This window comes from Roseobacter sp. FCG-D35 (assembly GCF_033436665.1).
Taxonomy (GTDB): domain Bacteria; phylum Pseudomonadota; class Alphaproteobacteria; order Rhodobacterales; family Rhodobacteraceae; genus JAWQFO01.
Map to the genome: position 1 here is coordinate 1 of NZ_JAWQFO010000017.1, position 13,935 is coordinate 13,935.

The 13,935-nt window shown below is 62.3% G+C and carries 17 protein-coding genes; 13 read left to right on the top strand and 4 right to left on the bottom strand.

Annotated elements, in window-relative coordinates:
- The 6 genes from R5H30_RS21615 to R5H30_RS21825 all read left to right on the top strand — a co-directional run.
- Positions 1–255, top strand: a 255-nt coding sequence (locus R5H30_RS21615; protein ID WP_318330846.1) for a hypothetical protein, incomplete at its 5' end; no start/stop codon positions are given.
- Between the two features lie 282 nt (positions 256–537).
- Entirely contained in the window at positions 538–2,514 is a 1,977-nt protein-coding gene (locus tag R5H30_RS21620) for a caspase family protein (protein WP_318330847.1), read from the top strand.
- Positions 2,511–3,023, top strand: coding sequence for a hypothetical protein (locus tag R5H30_RS21625; protein ID WP_318330848.1), 513 nt, complete (start codon positions 2,511–2,513; stop codon positions 3,021–3,023). Before R5H30_RS21620 ends, R5H30_RS21625 begins: the two co-directional genes overlap by 4 nt.
- A 737-nt stretch (positions 3,024–3,760) precedes the next feature.
- Complete coding sequence (locus tag R5H30_RS21630) at positions 3,761–4,096, top strand: ArsR/SmtB family transcription factor (protein ID WP_318330849.1); 336 nt, start codon at positions 3,761–3,763, stop codon at positions 4,094–4,096.
- Positions 4,097–4,105: 9 nt separating this feature from the next.
- On the top strand, positions 4,106–5,170 hold the full coding sequence (arsB, locus tag R5H30_RS21635; RefSeq protein ID WP_318330850.1) for an ACR3 family arsenite efflux transporter: 1,065 nt from the start codon (positions 4,106–4,108) through the stop codon (positions 5,168–5,170).
- 236 nt (positions 5,171–5,406) lie between these two features.
- On the top strand, positions 5,407–5,601 hold the full coding sequence (locus tag R5H30_RS21825) for an ArsC/Spx/MgsR family protein (protein WP_507028655.1): 195 nt from the start codon (positions 5,407–5,409) through the stop codon (positions 5,599–5,601).
- 345 nt (positions 5,602–5,946) lie between these two features.
- Here the strand turns inward: R5H30_RS21825 and R5H30_RS21645 are convergent, their stop codons facing one another.
- Entirely contained in the window at positions 5,947–6,759 is an 813-nt protein-coding gene (locus R5H30_RS21645; RefSeq protein WP_318330851.1) for a LuxR C-terminal-related transcriptional regulator, read from the bottom strand.
- A 170-nt stretch (positions 6,760–6,929) separates the two neighbouring features.
- Here R5H30_RS21645 and R5H30_RS21650 point away from each other — a divergent pair, with 170 nt between their 5' ends.
- Both R5H30_RS21650 and R5H30_RS21655 read left to right on the top strand, forming a co-directional pair.
- Entirely contained in the window at positions 6,930–7,343 is a 414-nt protein-coding gene (locus R5H30_RS21650) for an ester cyclase (RefSeq protein WP_318330852.1), read from the top strand.
- Positions 7,343–8,509, top strand: a complete 1,167-nt coding sequence (locus R5H30_RS21655) for an MFS transporter (RefSeq protein WP_318330853.1) — start codon at positions 7,343–7,345, stop codon at positions 8,507–8,509. Before R5H30_RS21650 ends, R5H30_RS21655 begins: the two co-directional genes overlap by 1 nt.
- 289 nt (positions 8,510–8,798) lie before the next feature.
- On the opposite strand, the gene R5H30_RS21660 is transcribed toward R5H30_RS21655, so the two are convergent.
- Complete coding sequence (locus tag R5H30_RS21660) at positions 8,799–9,086, bottom strand: bactofilin family protein (protein ID WP_318330854.1); 288 nt, start codon at positions 9,084–9,086, stop codon at positions 8,799–8,801.
- 467 nt (positions 9,087–9,553) lie between these two features.
- Between R5H30_RS21660 and R5H30_RS21665 the strand changes: the two genes are divergently transcribed.
- A complete protein-coding gene (locus R5H30_RS21665; RefSeq protein ID WP_318330855.1) occupies positions 9,554–9,916 on the top strand; it encodes a hypothetical protein in 363 nt (120 codons plus the stop codon).
- A 20-nt stretch (positions 9,917–9,936) separates the two neighbouring features.
- On the opposite strand, the gene R5H30_RS21670 is transcribed toward R5H30_RS21665, so the two are convergent.
- Positions 9,937–10,173: a winged helix-turn-helix transcriptional regulator gene (locus R5H30_RS21670; RefSeq protein ID WP_318330856.1), complete on the bottom strand. Its 237-nt coding sequence runs from the start codon at positions 10,171–10,173 to the stop codon at positions 9,937–9,939.
- A gap of 447 nt (positions 10,174–10,620) precedes the next feature.
- Here R5H30_RS21670 and R5H30_RS21675 point away from each other — a divergent pair, with 447 nt between their 5' ends.
- The 4 genes from R5H30_RS21675 to R5H30_RS21820 all read left to right on the top strand — a co-directional run bounded on the left by R5H30_RS21675 (position 10,621) and on the right by R5H30_RS21820 (position 13,468).
- Positions 10,621–11,625, top strand: coding sequence for an AraC family transcriptional regulator (locus R5H30_RS21675; protein WP_318330857.1), 1,005 nt, complete (start codon positions 10,621–10,623; stop codon positions 11,623–11,625).
- Between the two features lie 106 nt (positions 11,626–11,731).
- Positions 11,732–12,559, top strand: a complete 828-nt coding sequence (locus R5H30_RS21680; RefSeq protein WP_318330858.1) for an NAD(P)H-binding protein — start codon at positions 11,732–11,734, stop codon at positions 12,557–12,559.
- Entirely contained in the window at positions 12,546–13,031 is a 486-nt protein-coding gene (locus tag R5H30_RS21685) for a DUF4345 domain-containing protein (RefSeq protein WP_318330859.1), read from the top strand. The genes R5H30_RS21680 and R5H30_RS21685 overlap by 14 nt, the downstream gene beginning before the upstream one ends.
- A gap of 308 nt (positions 13,032–13,339) precedes the next feature.
- Positions 13,340–13,468, top strand: a complete 129-nt coding sequence (locus tag R5H30_RS21820) for an SGNH hydrolase domain-containing protein (protein ID WP_412105161.1) — start codon at positions 13,340–13,342, stop codon at positions 13,466–13,468.
- Positions 13,469–13,696: 228 nt separating this feature from the next.
- Here the strand turns inward: R5H30_RS21820 and R5H30_RS21690 are convergent.
- Positions 13,697–13,935: hypothetical protein (locus R5H30_RS21690; RefSeq protein WP_318330860.1), on the bottom strand; the 239-nt coding region annotated here is incomplete at its 5' end.

Sequence of the window (13,935 nt, forward strand, 5' to 3'; positions counted from 1 at the left end):
CATCCCGGTAGCCCAAAGGCCGCACATGCACTAACAATTGGTTTGGACCAGTCAGATCGGGCTGCTCAAATCCGTCCTGCGGCGAACAAAGCCGGTCAATTGCATCCGAGCGAAACTGGCATAGCCTGTTGGAACACCTTCCTAAAGAGCATGATCCTTCACACACTTGCCAAAAAAACGATCTTTCTCAAAGATCCGTCAACGTTCCGCTTCAAGCCCATGAAAATAAGGGCCTCCGCATTGGCATTCAGCTAGAACCAGTCATCAAGATCATGCGCAACGTTGACATCGACGTTTACCAAACCAAGGCCAATGTTGACGTCTGCCTTGCCAAACATTGACGCATTGTGCGTCGAGGTAAACATGCTGCAACATGCATGCCGTCCCTCGAGTATTGCGCGCTCGCGTTCAAGCCACCTACAGAGCTACGCCCACAATCAGGCCTCTCAATCATCGATCTGACCGCTCGCCCAAGGCTGGTTTGTGCGGCTTGTGTGCTGTGGTAGAATTTCTTCGCACCACTCAAGGACTTTCCAGATGGCCGCATGTATTTGCAGGAACCTTGCCTTCGCGCTTGCCACGATCCTGGCCTGGCCTGCTATCGCCCAGTCCGACGCCGTTCTTCGAGGGCTCGCACTAGTGCCGAACGCGGAGGGCGAAACTATCCAGCTTGAACCCTTCGAAGAAAGGAGTGAGCCAAGCCAAGCGACACCTGCCGCTCCGGACGACCGACACACAAGCGCTACCTCTGACGCTTCCGACCCGGAAGGCTCTTCCTTCAAGAGGGTCGCGCTGGTCATCGGAAACTCCGAATACGACAGTGTTCAGCCGCTCCTCAACCCGGTCAACGACGCCCGTCTTGTTGCGAAAACCCTGGAAGAGATCGGCTTCAAGGTCTGGCTGGGCATGGATCTCGACAAGATCGAGACGCTGGAGATGGTGCAGAACTTCGTCAGACGAACGGCTGGCGCGGAGCTGACGGCCTTTTACTATGCCGGGCATGCGGTGGAGATCACCGGCTCGAATTTTCTGATACCGACAGACGCTCAGGTGAACTCAGAGAATGATGTGCCAATTGAACTGCTGGATCTGAACATGATCCTCAGCCTCATCGAGCAGAACGGCTCGAACAACATCATCCTCCTCGACGCCTGTCGAAACAACCCGTTCCCCAGCGCCACGCGGTCCGTCGGCACGGCCGAAGGCGGTCTCGCGCGGATCACGGCGCGCCCCGGCACGCTCATCACCTATGCCACGGCCCCTGGCGAAGTCTCTCTCGACGGCGCAGGGAAGAACAGTCCCTTTGCGAAGGCTATCGCTGACAACCTCGCTGTGCCGGGCCTGCCGCTGGAGATCGCAATGGTGCGTCTTCGCAGGCAGGTCGCGATCGAGACAAATTTCCAGCAGATCCCCTGGACACATTCCTCGCTTCTGGAAGAGATCACGCTGGTGCCTGGCGCCTACCAGTCGACCCCGGTGGAAGCTGCGCCGCAACGAACGCTCGATCCAGACCTGACCGCGTTTCTTGCAGGTGCATCGGAGGTGCGCATCAACGGCGACGCGGTGCTGGCATCCGCGGACGGTGTCCCGGAAACGACGCTCTGGGAGAAATTGAAGCAGGAGATCAACTACATTGAAGCCAAGGGAAGGCGGCTGAAGATCTGGGTCGAAGGCAACGCGGCCTTCATCATTTCCCTCGACTACGAGGACAGCCACGCGATCCTGGTCGCAATCGACGATTACCCGGAAAAGTCCGACATGGTGAAGCTGGACTTCATGGAGAGAAACGCGGCGGCCCTCTCGACGCGACTGCAGGATCTCGGATTTCCCGAGGAAAACATCGTCGAACTCTACGGGAAAGATGCGACCAAGGAGCGGATCGAAGACGAACTCGAGCGCTTCTGGGGCGCCGGAGAAGGTGATAGCCTCAGCCGACTGGTGTTCTATTTCGGCGGTCACGGCACCCATATCGAACGCACCGTGGCTGGCTCTGCTACAGCACAGCTGAACGAGGGAATTCTCGTTCCCTACGACTACGATGCTGCGTCTCCGTTCAAGACCGGCATCCGGCTTGCGGAGCTGCGCGACCACAACTTCAACCTCTCGACCATGCACCACACTTTGTTGCTGATCGACGCCTGCTCCTCGGGCCTGCTCGTCCCGCAGATGATGGGGGGTGACAAGGAAGATACCGGCGCGCGCTTGACGGCCGCGCAGCGCTGGCAGCGGCTGAAGCTCGACCTGACGAACCCGCACCGGGCCATGATCGTTGCGGGAACCGAAGACGAGGAAGTCCTCTGGCTCAATGGCGGGGTGTTCACACGGACGCTTATCGAAGGTCTCGATGGTCGCGCGGACCAGAACCGGAACGGCATCATTACCTTCGATGAGCTTTCGTTTTACCTGACCTCCGAAGTGACGATCCGGGCACAGGCGCAGGGCCACCTGCAGCGTCCCGTCGATTGGTCGGTCGGCGACGGTCGGATCTTCTTTGAGCGAGCCCGCTTCCAGTGACCTACTGGTATCTGCTTTTCGGATTCGCAGCACTGCTCGCCGCGGCGACATTGCGACAGCAGAGCGCCGGCGCGTCTATCGAGACGTTCGGAGGCAGAGAGTCCGGCTTCCGCCTCGGCAACATCCTGCTTGGGATTGCTGGCGTCGCGTTGCTTGTGGTCGGCTTTGCATCGGTCAACGTCACGTTGAGCAGTGAGACCTGGTATGAACGTTCGCCCATTCGGGAGCTCATCCTGTTTGGCGTCATGGCTCTTGGAATGCTGGCGAGGATGCTGTCCCTGTCCATAGAGAACCGGCGAGAGTTCAAGAAGAAGAACCCCGGCAAGACGCCCGGTGCGCTCGATCTGGACGCCTGGGACCTTGTCTACCCATTCCTGTCGAGCTCGATCTGCTTCGGCGCCCTGATGCAGGCAACGTCCGAAGAACACCTGGGCGCACTGACGCTCTGCTTCGCGTTTCAAAACGGGTTCTTCTGGCAGACCATCGTTGGAGGCGCGAAACCCAGCTAGCTTCGGTAGACTGGAGAGGTCGAATTGAATGCCGGGATGTGCCGGCCTCAGGACGCATCGGGATGGAACTTCGATGGATTTACTAGGACTTCGTGGATGCCCGTCGATATCCGTCTACGGATCCCGATGCGTCAGGCCATTCCTCGGCCCCGACCTTTGAAAAGACGCACCTCGATTTCCTTTCGAGCTAGTCGGCGCTCAACGGAAAAAGGTATTTCGCGTCGACAATGAAACCGATTGTTCAGCGCCAGGCCGACCGGGTTGGTCCGCTGGAGCATTTAAGGTCGTGCCAACTGGGAACCGCTTGCTGGTTCGACACACCCTTACGTGGTATGAAGCGTTCGTCCGTTGGCACCTTCGATCGCGCTTGGAGTTGGCAATAGTCAACCTAACTCCCCGTTTCTGGCGGGCAGTTGCGGTCTTCCTCCACTCTCAGCAGCATTTTGAGGAGCAGACCAATGAAGTTTTTCAACACGTTCGTATTTCTGTGTGCAGCGTTAGGGGAACCATTCGCAGCGATCGGCCATGAAGATCAAGAGCGGTTACTTTTTCAGGAGTCCGACCAGCGAGACGGTAGATTCGTTAGCCAGCGGAGTTCCGGTTTCCCCGAAGCGGTCGTTCGCACCCTTGTGCAGTATCGTGTCCTTCCGAGGTCGGCTGTGGGACAAGGCTAAGCTTCCTGCATAGCGATACAACCGGGCTTGACTGGCTTAATCCATATCAATACTTCTCGATATATGGATAGGAAATTCGCTCTCGAGGCTTTTGCCGCGCTAAGCCAGCCCACGAGGCTCGACGTGTTCCGCCTGCTTATCAAGGCTGGGGAGGCTGGCATGTCAGCTGGCGACATCGGGGAAACCCTCGAAGTGCGCCAGAACACGATGTCGGCCAACTTGTCGATCCTGGCGCGCTCTGGCTTGATTCGGAGTGCGCGGGAAGGTCGTAGTATCCGCTACTTCGCTGACATGGGCGGTGTGCGAGGCCTGCTGGCGTTCCTGATGGAGGATTGCTGTGCTGGCCGACCCGAGCTCTGTCAGCCCGTCATCGACGCGATTGCCTGCCCCCGACAATAGGACGCTGCCATGGCCGACACCTCATTTCCCATCGCCGCTGGACTGGGCACCTTCGAGCGCTGGCTCTCGGTCTGGGTGACACTGGCCATCGGTGCCGGGCTGCTTCTCGGCAATGTCTTTCCCGGTCTCTTCGGCATGCTCGCGGCGCTGGAGGTCGCATCGGTCAACTTGCCCGTGGCGGTCCTGATCTGGGCGATGGTCTATCCGATGATGGTCGGCGTGGATTTCGCCTCTCTGATCCACGTTGGGGACAAGCCGAAGGGACTTGTGGTGACACTGGTCGTGAACTGGCTGGTCAAACCATTCACGATGGCGGCGCTCGGCGTTTTGTTCTTCAACCATGTCTTCGCCGGACTGATCCCGCCGGACGACGCGCAAGCCTATCTGGCAGGCGTGATCCTGCTGGGCGCGGCGCCCTGCACGGCCATGGTGTTCGTCTGGTCGAACCTGACCCGTGGCGACCCGACCTACACGCTCGTGCAGGTCAGCGTGAACGATGTGATCATGGTCTTCGCCTTCGCGCCGATCGTGGCCCTGCTACTGGGCGTGACGGACATCGTCGTGCCTTGGAACACGCTCCTGCTGTCGGTTGGTCTCTATGTCCTGCTGCCGCTGCTTGCGGGCTATCTGACGCGCCGAAGCCTCGTGGGCAAGAATGGCGAGGCAGCGGTCGACGCCTTCAAGACACGCGTGCAGCCATTTTCAATCATCGGTCTGCTTATGACGGTTGTTCTGCTCTTCGGTTTTCAGGGCGAGATCATCCTCGAGCGACCGCTCGTCATCGCGCTGATTGCCGTACCCTTGCTGATCCAGTCCTACGGCATCTTTTTCTTGGCCTACGGCGCGGCACGGGCCTGGGGCATCCCGTTCAACGTCGCCGCCCCCTGCGCACTGATAGGCACGTCCAATTTCTTCGAACTGGCCGTTGCCGTCGCGATCAGCCTGTTCGGCCTCGGTTCGGGAGCGGCGCTGGCAACAGTGGTCGGCGTGCTGGTGGAAGTGCCCACGATGCTGTCGCTCGTCGCTTTCGCCAACAGGACGCAGCACTGGTTCCCCGCCGAGGAAGTTGAGTGATGAGCATCGTCATTCACCAAACCCCCGGTTTCGGAACAACGCGCAACTTTCTGGCGATGATCGAACTTTCAGGAGAGACGTCGATGGTCATCGAGTATCTCTGGACCGGCTGACCGGACCGCAGCTTTTGGCCCTGTTCGCCGCGACCGATCTGACGCCTTGCACGGAATTACGGACGACGAGATCGCCCGCCAGAAGATCTGGGCCTGATTGATCGGTCGGTCGGCATAGAGGCGATTCTCGTCGCAATGCTGGACCGTCCGAGCCTGGTCAACCGCCCCATCGTCTCCGTGCTCAAAGGTGTGCGTCTCTGCCGCCCGAGCGAGACCGCGCTCGACTTTTGGACCAACTGCCGCCGGGCCCGATGGCAAAAGAAGACGGCACACCGCTCATCGACGCGAAAAGCGCAGCCGACCTGTCGAAGCGCGTGAACCAGAAGGCGATCTGATCTGGAGCCAGGCGCAGACCTATTCTTGTGACGCTGAAGCTGGATGGAAGATGCTCGCACTGTAACTTCTGCGGCGCTGCGGGCATGACCACTAGGGCGTGCCACTGTCGTCGCAAACGGCCCTTTGCAGCCATTCATCGTGCATAATCTGCCACATCTCGGTTTGCAGAAGCTGCCATTCGCCGGTTGCCCAGCATGCTCACGACTGCTGCGATCGGCAGTAGGAGACCAGTGTGTCCTTCGCCGCGCGGGATCGATCGACGCTTCTCCCGCGGGGTTGCTCAAAGGATGGCACCCCAAAGGCGCCACGATGCATGCCGATCGTATGTCAGGTCTGCGGCGCCCGATCCCGCAAGGCTGAGAACATGCGTGCATTGTCCAGTGCGATGACGCATTGATCGGCAAAGATCTGAGCGAGTGCGATGGCCTGCTCGCCGAAGAGCCTGACACTCTGCCGGTAGATCGTGAAGGCCCCGGCCAGCCGGTCCCCCGACATCATCGGGATCGCGACGAAGGACCGCGCGCCGCCAAGGATCGCGGTTGCATGGCGCAGCGGATCGTCGGTCTGGAAGATCTCCTCGGCGCGCACGTCATAGATGTTCACGACGCTGTGGTGCGCAGCCAGCCGGCCGAGACCCGTGCGCGGACTGGCTGCGAAGCTACCTTGGGTTTCGAGCCAGTCGCGGAACGGCTTGGGGATGCCCCGCGTATGGCTGGCAGCGAAGTGCCCGTCGCAGTGATAGTCGAAGAGGATGCCGAACTCCGCCTCGCAGAGGTCGAGGGCGAAACCGAGGATCGCCGACATCACCGCATCGATGTCGCCCTTCGAACGGCTGATGATGCGCAGCACCTCCGCCAGCGTCGCTTCCCGGCGCAGCGCCTCCTCGAGGTTCAGCGCCAGTTCCGAGATGATCGCCGCATGGTCGGTCTGCATGTCGGCGTCAGGCAGCGCGCCACCAAGCCGGGCATGCAGATCGAGTTTCGACGAGACTTCCAGTTTCCGGTAGATCGTGGCGAGATGCGTGCGCACGGTCGAGGGCGCGATGCCCAGCCGCGCGGCGATCGCCTGGTAGGTGTCGCCCTGCGCGTAGGCGCTGGCGATCTCGATCTCGCGCGGGCTGAGCAGGTCTTCTGGCGACATCGGGCGCGGCCGGGTCCTTGGAATATGGCGTTCGCAAAGGGTGTTCGGTCAATCCTGCACATGCTGTAGCAGAATACAGCAGGACTCCGGCACGAAATACTGCATCTGCCCGATTCCCTCCGCGATCTGCGGAGCACACTCTGTTTCCATCTGGAGCGGAGGACAAACAGATGGATATCGGACGGACAGCACGTGATTTCTTCGAGGCCTGCGAAACGGGCGGTGGCTGGCACGCCTGCAAGGCCTACTGCCACGACGGCGCGAGCTTTTCCTCCCAGGCCGATGCGCTGGCGGACACGACCACGCTCGAAGGATATGCGGAATGGATGAAGGGCCTGCTCGTCCCGATCCCGGACGGCAAGTATGAGCTGACGGCCTTCGCCACGGATACTGAGCGGGGCACGGTGGTCGCCACGGCCGTGTTCCACGGCACCCAGACCGGTCCCGGCGGGCCAGGAGAGCCCACCGGCAAGTCCTGCGCCTCCGACTACGCCTATGTCATGCGGTTCGAAGGCGACAGGATCGCGCACATGACCAAGATCTGGAACGACGTGCAGGGGCTGCGGCAGCTGGGCTGGGCCTGATGCGCTGGCGCATCCTGGCCCTGCTCTTCGCCGCGCGCGTCGGACTGGGGTTCCAGTTCCAGACCATGGGCGCGGTGGGTGCAGAGCTGTCGGATGCGTTCGGACTCGACCATGCGGAGATCGGGCTGATGATCGGTCTCTTCATGGCGCCGGGCCTGTTCCTCGCCATGCCGGCCGGTTTCTCCGGCCGGTTCGCGTCGGATCATGTCTTGGCAGGTCTGGGGCTCGGGATGCTGGCACTTGGCGGAGCGCTGTCCGCGATGGCCTTGACGTCCGGCTTGGTCGGAATGGGGCGCGTGCTGGCTGGCGCCGGGTTTCTGTTTGCGAACCTCTATTTCACCAAGATGGTCGCGGACTGGTTCGAAGGCCGCGAGATCGCAACCGCGATGAGCATCCTTGTGATGAGCTGGCCCTTCGGCATCGCCATGGGACAGGTCGGACATGCCTGGCTGGTCGAGTTCTATGGCTGGCGCGTGCCGTTCGCCGTCGCCTCCGCGTATTGCGCCGTTGCGACAATTGCCTTGTTCGCGCTCTATCGCGCGCCAAATGACCTGCGCTCGCACCCCTTGGGGAGCATCCGGGGCCTCTTGCCGCGCGAATGGGGTTTGATCCTCCTGGCCGGTATGGCCTGGGGGGCCTTCAACGCGGGCTACGTGGTCTACCTGAGCTTTGGCCCGGCCATGTTGGAGCGCCACGGCACGAGCGCCCTTGCGAGCGCCTCGGTTATCAGCGTCGGAAGCTGGCTCATGATCTTCTCGGGAGCGGCCGGTGGGCAGATCGCGGACCGGTTCGGACGGCGTCAGACGATCCTGACCGCCTGCATAGCGGGCGCGGTGCTGGCGTTGATGCTGCTCAGTGTGCCGGGCGCGGGGTTGGCGGCCAGCCTGCTCTTCGGTCTTGTCGGCATGGCGCCGGCCGGGATCTTCATGGCGCTGGCGGGTGAGGCGGTAGCGCCCGAACGACGCGCCTTCGGCATGGGCGTCTTTTTCACCGTCTATTACATCATCATGGCGGCGTGCCCGCCGATCGCCGGTTGGATTTTCGACCGGAGCGGGGCGCCGGATGGCGCGATCCTGTTCGGAGCCCTCCTTTTCGCCTTCGTTGTGCCGGCGGTGGTGCTGCGCAGGATGTTCAAATCACAGGTCGTCTCCGTTTCCAGCCAGTAGAGATCAAAGCGCCTGATCAAACGAAGGATACAGATCCGGAACCAGATGCACCACGCCTGCGGCCACACATCCGTTCACTTGAACGGCCCTCTGCCGCCATTCAACGCGATGTCCCTCGCGGCAGTCAGATCATCAGAGCGGCCATTCGCTGCTCCGGGGCAGATGGCGGTAGTCCGCGTGCTGCTGGGTTCTTTCTCGACCGACTCAATGACCCGATCAACTGGCTTTGCGTCTTTGTCGAAAGATTTGGATCTGCATTTCGCCTCAATTCGCGCGCTGCTCTCGATGCTCAGGATCTCGTAGGTGATTTCTCCCCGGTCACCTGTGCACTTGCCTGCAAGGCGACCTTGCCGCCGGTTATCTCGCCGTCGAAGCGGCCCTTGATGGTGACGCTGGCGGCGCGGAGCTCACCTTCGACTTCGCCCGCTTCCTCGATCACGATCGCCGACGCCTCGACCCGGGCCTTGACGCAGCCGGGCAACTCAACGGTGCCGGGAATATAGATTTCTCCCGTGATGCGCGAGCCCGCGCCAAGGTGCGAGCGGCCACCGGCACCGGAAAAATAATCGTCCGTCATTGAGCTCTGCCCTTTCGAATTTTGGCCCCTCTCGGGGTCCGTTGGCCTCAGCCTAGAGCATTAACCACCATGGCAAGAGCCCAGCGAGCGAGAGTGCAAGTGGTCGCTTATTGGCAATCAAGGCCCGGGCTCATTGGCATGCCGCAGGGCACCATGATCGCCTCTCAGATGACAATGAGTCATAGCCACCCGCGAAAACCGCAGTGCCGATGTGCGACGAATCCCGGCGCGGACCTCCGGAACTGGCGAACTCTTCGGAGGAGCGATTTCAGGTTCAGTTAGAAGTCGCGCCGAACTCGATCACGTTCCGGCCGTCTTCGCTTGTTCCGCGCATCGGGGACGATACGCCCTTGCGGCGTAGGAGCACATGTCGTGGGCAGCGATGCGGTTCGCCTCGCCGGCCCATCCTCCGCCACGGGCGTCAGCGCCATCCTGTCGAAATTGAACCAGCGGCGGAGTCGGCGGATGTGCTTCGGCGCGCCATCGACCCGGAGCCGCCCGTCATCCATGGAGGTCTCCAGCGCAACGTCGCCACGATAGAGCCGGATCAGATCCGCCAGAGTGGCTTCGAGGAAGAGAGCGGTGGCGCCGCCCGGATCGGACACGCAGAGATCGAGCTTGCCTGCCTCGCAGACGAACCAGTAGAGCAGCTTGTTTTCGGGCTGGTCGGAGACGCTCAGGCGCAGGACATGGCGGCTCGGACCGAAGGCCGCGGGATCAACGGAATTTTCCAGCCCCCAGATCAGCAGCCCAAGGTCGAGTTCGCCCTCCGCGAGTTCCCGGCGTGTCCACCGCTGCCCCCAGATCCCGAGCGCGCCGACCAGGGGTAGAAACTCGGCTCCCGCCTCAGTCAGGTGATAGGTCTAGGACTTGCCAGAAAGGCTGCGTCGGCGCTCGACGAGCCCCTCCGTCTCCACTGGCGCAAGCGCTTCTTCAGCAGCGTGGCCGACATGTGTGGCACGCCGCGGTGGATTTCGTTGAACCGCTCCGCACCGGCGCCGAGGTTCCGGATGACCAGCGCCGTCCAGCGTTCGCAGAAGATCTCCGCAGCCTTGGCGATGGGACAAAACTGGCCGTAACCCTTCATGTCAGTCTCCGGTGTTCTGGTCAGCTTACCTCAGACACCCCGAGCTGAATACTCCATTCTGTGGAGTATCCGTCGACCCGCTCGCCGGGCAGAGTTTCCTGCAAGCCAGCGAAGGGAGACCAAGATGAACGTCGATACATTGAGCCTAGAGGCCCGCATGTGGGGTAGCACTGGCAAATCGTATGGCGGGATCTCGTTCGGCCTTTCCGACACGATCTCACACACGGTCCAGACCCTCTGGCTGAGGCGCGTGTTGCCGGACTGGGTCGCTGGCTTGGCGTAGATCAGCCTGCTGATGCACGCGCGGAGAGGCAATCCGCCACATGTTGACGCCCTCGCCGCCTTTCTGCGTCGTGAACTGGCGAAGGTCATGACCGGTGGCGGCAGCATGTAGCGCCTCTCGGTGCCACCTTGGCCGGTCGGGACATGCGCCGTAGAGTGAGCTCCATGGGCTATGTCACCTCGCTCTTTGCACGCAAGGTGGTCGCGGCGGCGGGTGAGGGTATCGACGCGGCGGCGATGCTGGCTTCTGTCGGGATCGATCCCGAGGGTGTGTGGGATCCACGTCAGATGATCCCCGCCGAGCGCTACTACGACATGTTCGAACGGATTGCCGCGCAGATCGACGCGACCGATCTTCCGGTGCGCACGGGCGCATCCATGCGGCTCGACGAGTATGGCGCGTTGGGGCTGGCCTTCAAGGCGGCGACGACGCTGGGGGCTTCCTATGCGCGGGTGGAGCGCTATGCCCGGCTCTGGACCAGCGTCGTCGAATACGAGCTGCGGCCGGCTCCGGGGGGCACGCTCTTCATCCTGCACCGCGCAGGTGAGCGGCGGCTGGGCCTGCGGCTCTCGAACGAGGCGACGCTCGCGAGCACCGTTGCGATCGCGCGGCAGGTCTGCTCCGAGCCGCTCGCGCCGGAGGAGGTGCTGATCCGCCATGCCGCCCCGCGCTCCATCGCCGCGCATGAGGATTGGTTCGGCTGTCCGGTGCGGTTTGACGCGGAGCTCGACGCGATCCTGTTCTCACACGAGACGCTGGCCCGGCCGAACATCCTCGGCGACGAGGGGATTTCGCGCTACCTCATCTCGCATCTCGACGCGCAACTGTCAGAGATCGCGCGCGAGCCCGATCTCGTCGGGCAGGCACGGGCCGCCATCGCCCAGTCCCTCAGCGAAGGCGCGCCAAACATGATGGAGATCGCCCGCAGCCTCGGGCTCAGCGCGCGATCCTTCCGCCGACGCCTCTCCGAACACGGGATGAGCTTTCAGGGTCTCACCGAGGAAACCCGCCGTGACCTCGCCGAGGGGCTCCTGCGCGCCGATCGCCATTCGCTGGCCGAGATCGCTTTCCTGACTGGCTTCTCCGAGCAGAGCGCCTTTACCCGGGCGTTCAAGCGCTGGACGGACAAGACGCCCGCGAGCTTCCGCAAGGAGCTGTCCCACCGCTGACGACCCTTTGGCCGCATTGGTCAAAGAGCTGGCCTCGCAGGTCAATACCGCAAGTGGCGCGGCGCCCATTCCTGGGTCATCGAAACCGAAGCCAGGAAAACACCCCATGCAAGACCGACCCATCCTCGTCATCGGCGCCACCGGCAAGACCGGGCACCGCGTTGCCACCCGCCTCGAGGCGAAAGGGCTGCCAGTCCGCCGCGGCGCGCGCAGTTCGGCCGCACCCTTCGACTGGGACTCGCCCGTGACCTGGGCGCCCGCCCTCCGCGGGGCTCGCGCGGCCTACGTCACCTACTTCCCGGACCTCGCGTTCCCGGGCGCCGTCGACAAGCTCGAGTCGCTCTGCGAGACGGCCCGGGACGCGGACGTAGAGCACCTCGTGCTGCTCTCCGGTCGGGGCGAACACCACGCGCGGCTGGGCGAGGAGGTCGTGCGCAACTCCGGCATCGACTTCACCCTCGTCCGCGCCGCCTGGTTCGCGCAGAACTTCTCCGAAGGCTACCTGCGCGACGCGGTCCTGGCCGGCGTTCTGCCGATGCCCGGAGGCGACATCGCAGAACCCATCATCGACATCGACGACATCGCCGATGTCGTGGTCGCGGCGCTGACCGAAGACGGGCACAAGGGCGAACTTTACGAGGTCACCGGTCCACGGCTGATGACCTTCGCCGACATGGCAGCGGAACTTTCCCAGGCCACGGGGCGCGAGATCCGTCACATCCCGATCAGCTTCGAAGACTTCCATGCGAACATCGCCGAAGCAGGCGGCACGTTCGTCGCCGACGTCTTCACCGCCATCGCGCGCGAGACGCTGGACGGACGCAACGCCGCGACGACGGATGGTGTTAAGCGCGCACTCGGCCGCGCCCCCCGCGACTTCGCCGACTTCGCCCGGACGGCCGCTCGCTCGAGAGCCTGGAGTGCCGCCGCGTGACACCAAACGCGCCACCGAAAGGGATTTCATCATGGCACCAAACCTCCTCGAGAAGACTGCGCTCTGCCTCTCCGGCCTCACCGCGCTGGGTATCGGAACCTTCATCCTGTTGGCGCCACACCCGTTCTACGCCAGCTACGGCATCAAACTCGGCGACGATGCCAGTCTCCTGAGTGAGCTGCGCGCCCTGGCCGCAGGGCTTGCCGCTCTCGGCGTGATCATGCTGGCCGGTATCTTCCGTAGTCCCTTGACCCAGGTGTCCATCGTCGCTGCGCTGACAGTGTTCCTTGGCTTTCCGACCGGGCGTATAATTGGGCTTGTCGTCGATGGCATGCCTTCAGCGAGCGTATTCGGTGCGTTGATCGTCGAACTTTCTATCGCGACGCTTTGCCTGATCGCCTTCCGAAAGTGGCTCTTGCCGAAGAGAACGGGTAGTGGTGGCCGCGTAGTTCGGCCGGGTGCAGCTTCATGACGCCTGGCAAAGGCGAATGCTATCGAGGGGAGCCACGGAGACAGGCTGCGTCAGCGACTTCTGCCGGTGCGCTAGGGGGCCTGTCACTTCTGGCTGATCTCATCCCTCTGGAAACCTCTACGGCCCTTCAGCGAGTCTCCCACGCGCTCTGAGAGGCAATTCAAACCAGAAGGCCCGGACATGGTGCTGCGCTACGGAGCCGAGGAGCCGGAGACGCTGGTCCCCAGCCGGACGGAGATGGCGGTGGGGCAGGCTCGCGCCAACGCCATTCTGGAACGTGTCGCGGCAGACCATGGCGCCCGCCTGCCATCCCCCCGGAAAGGCTCTGCGCCCAGCGCTGCTGGGACGAGTTGGACGGGACCCCGCTTTATCGCGACGATGATCACCTGAGCGTCCATGGCGCGCGCTGGCTTATCCCGGACCTCATGCGGGACTAGCAGCCAAGAAACATTTGAGTTTCAGTCTGGCAGTGCCGATCCCCTCACATTTTCTCAGCAGTGAGTTCAACGGCCACCGCTCACCTCGGTCCAGTCTTACGCCGCGGCAGAATTCGTCGCTGGCGTTGCGTAACATGTATTTGATCCAGCGAAGAGCACCTAGTTCCATTTCAGGTTGACGGGTTCATCGCCGCGGGCAAGACTTTTCGTATTTGGAAGCAAACGGATTTACGCATTATGGCAAATGAAATCATTCTTCCCAAGCTGGGCAATCTCGCTGCCGTTTCCCTCAAACACGAACTCAGCGAAGAAGGCGCTGAGTTCACGGAGGTTCAGGCAGATCACGGCGGGCATGGCGAGCTTGCCACGACTGTCAGAGTTATCGGCGCTGGGGCTGTCTGGACCTGTCACGATTTGATGCCGCCCCGGGTTCTCATTTACGCCGCCTGAGCTTCGAAGGCCAAGGG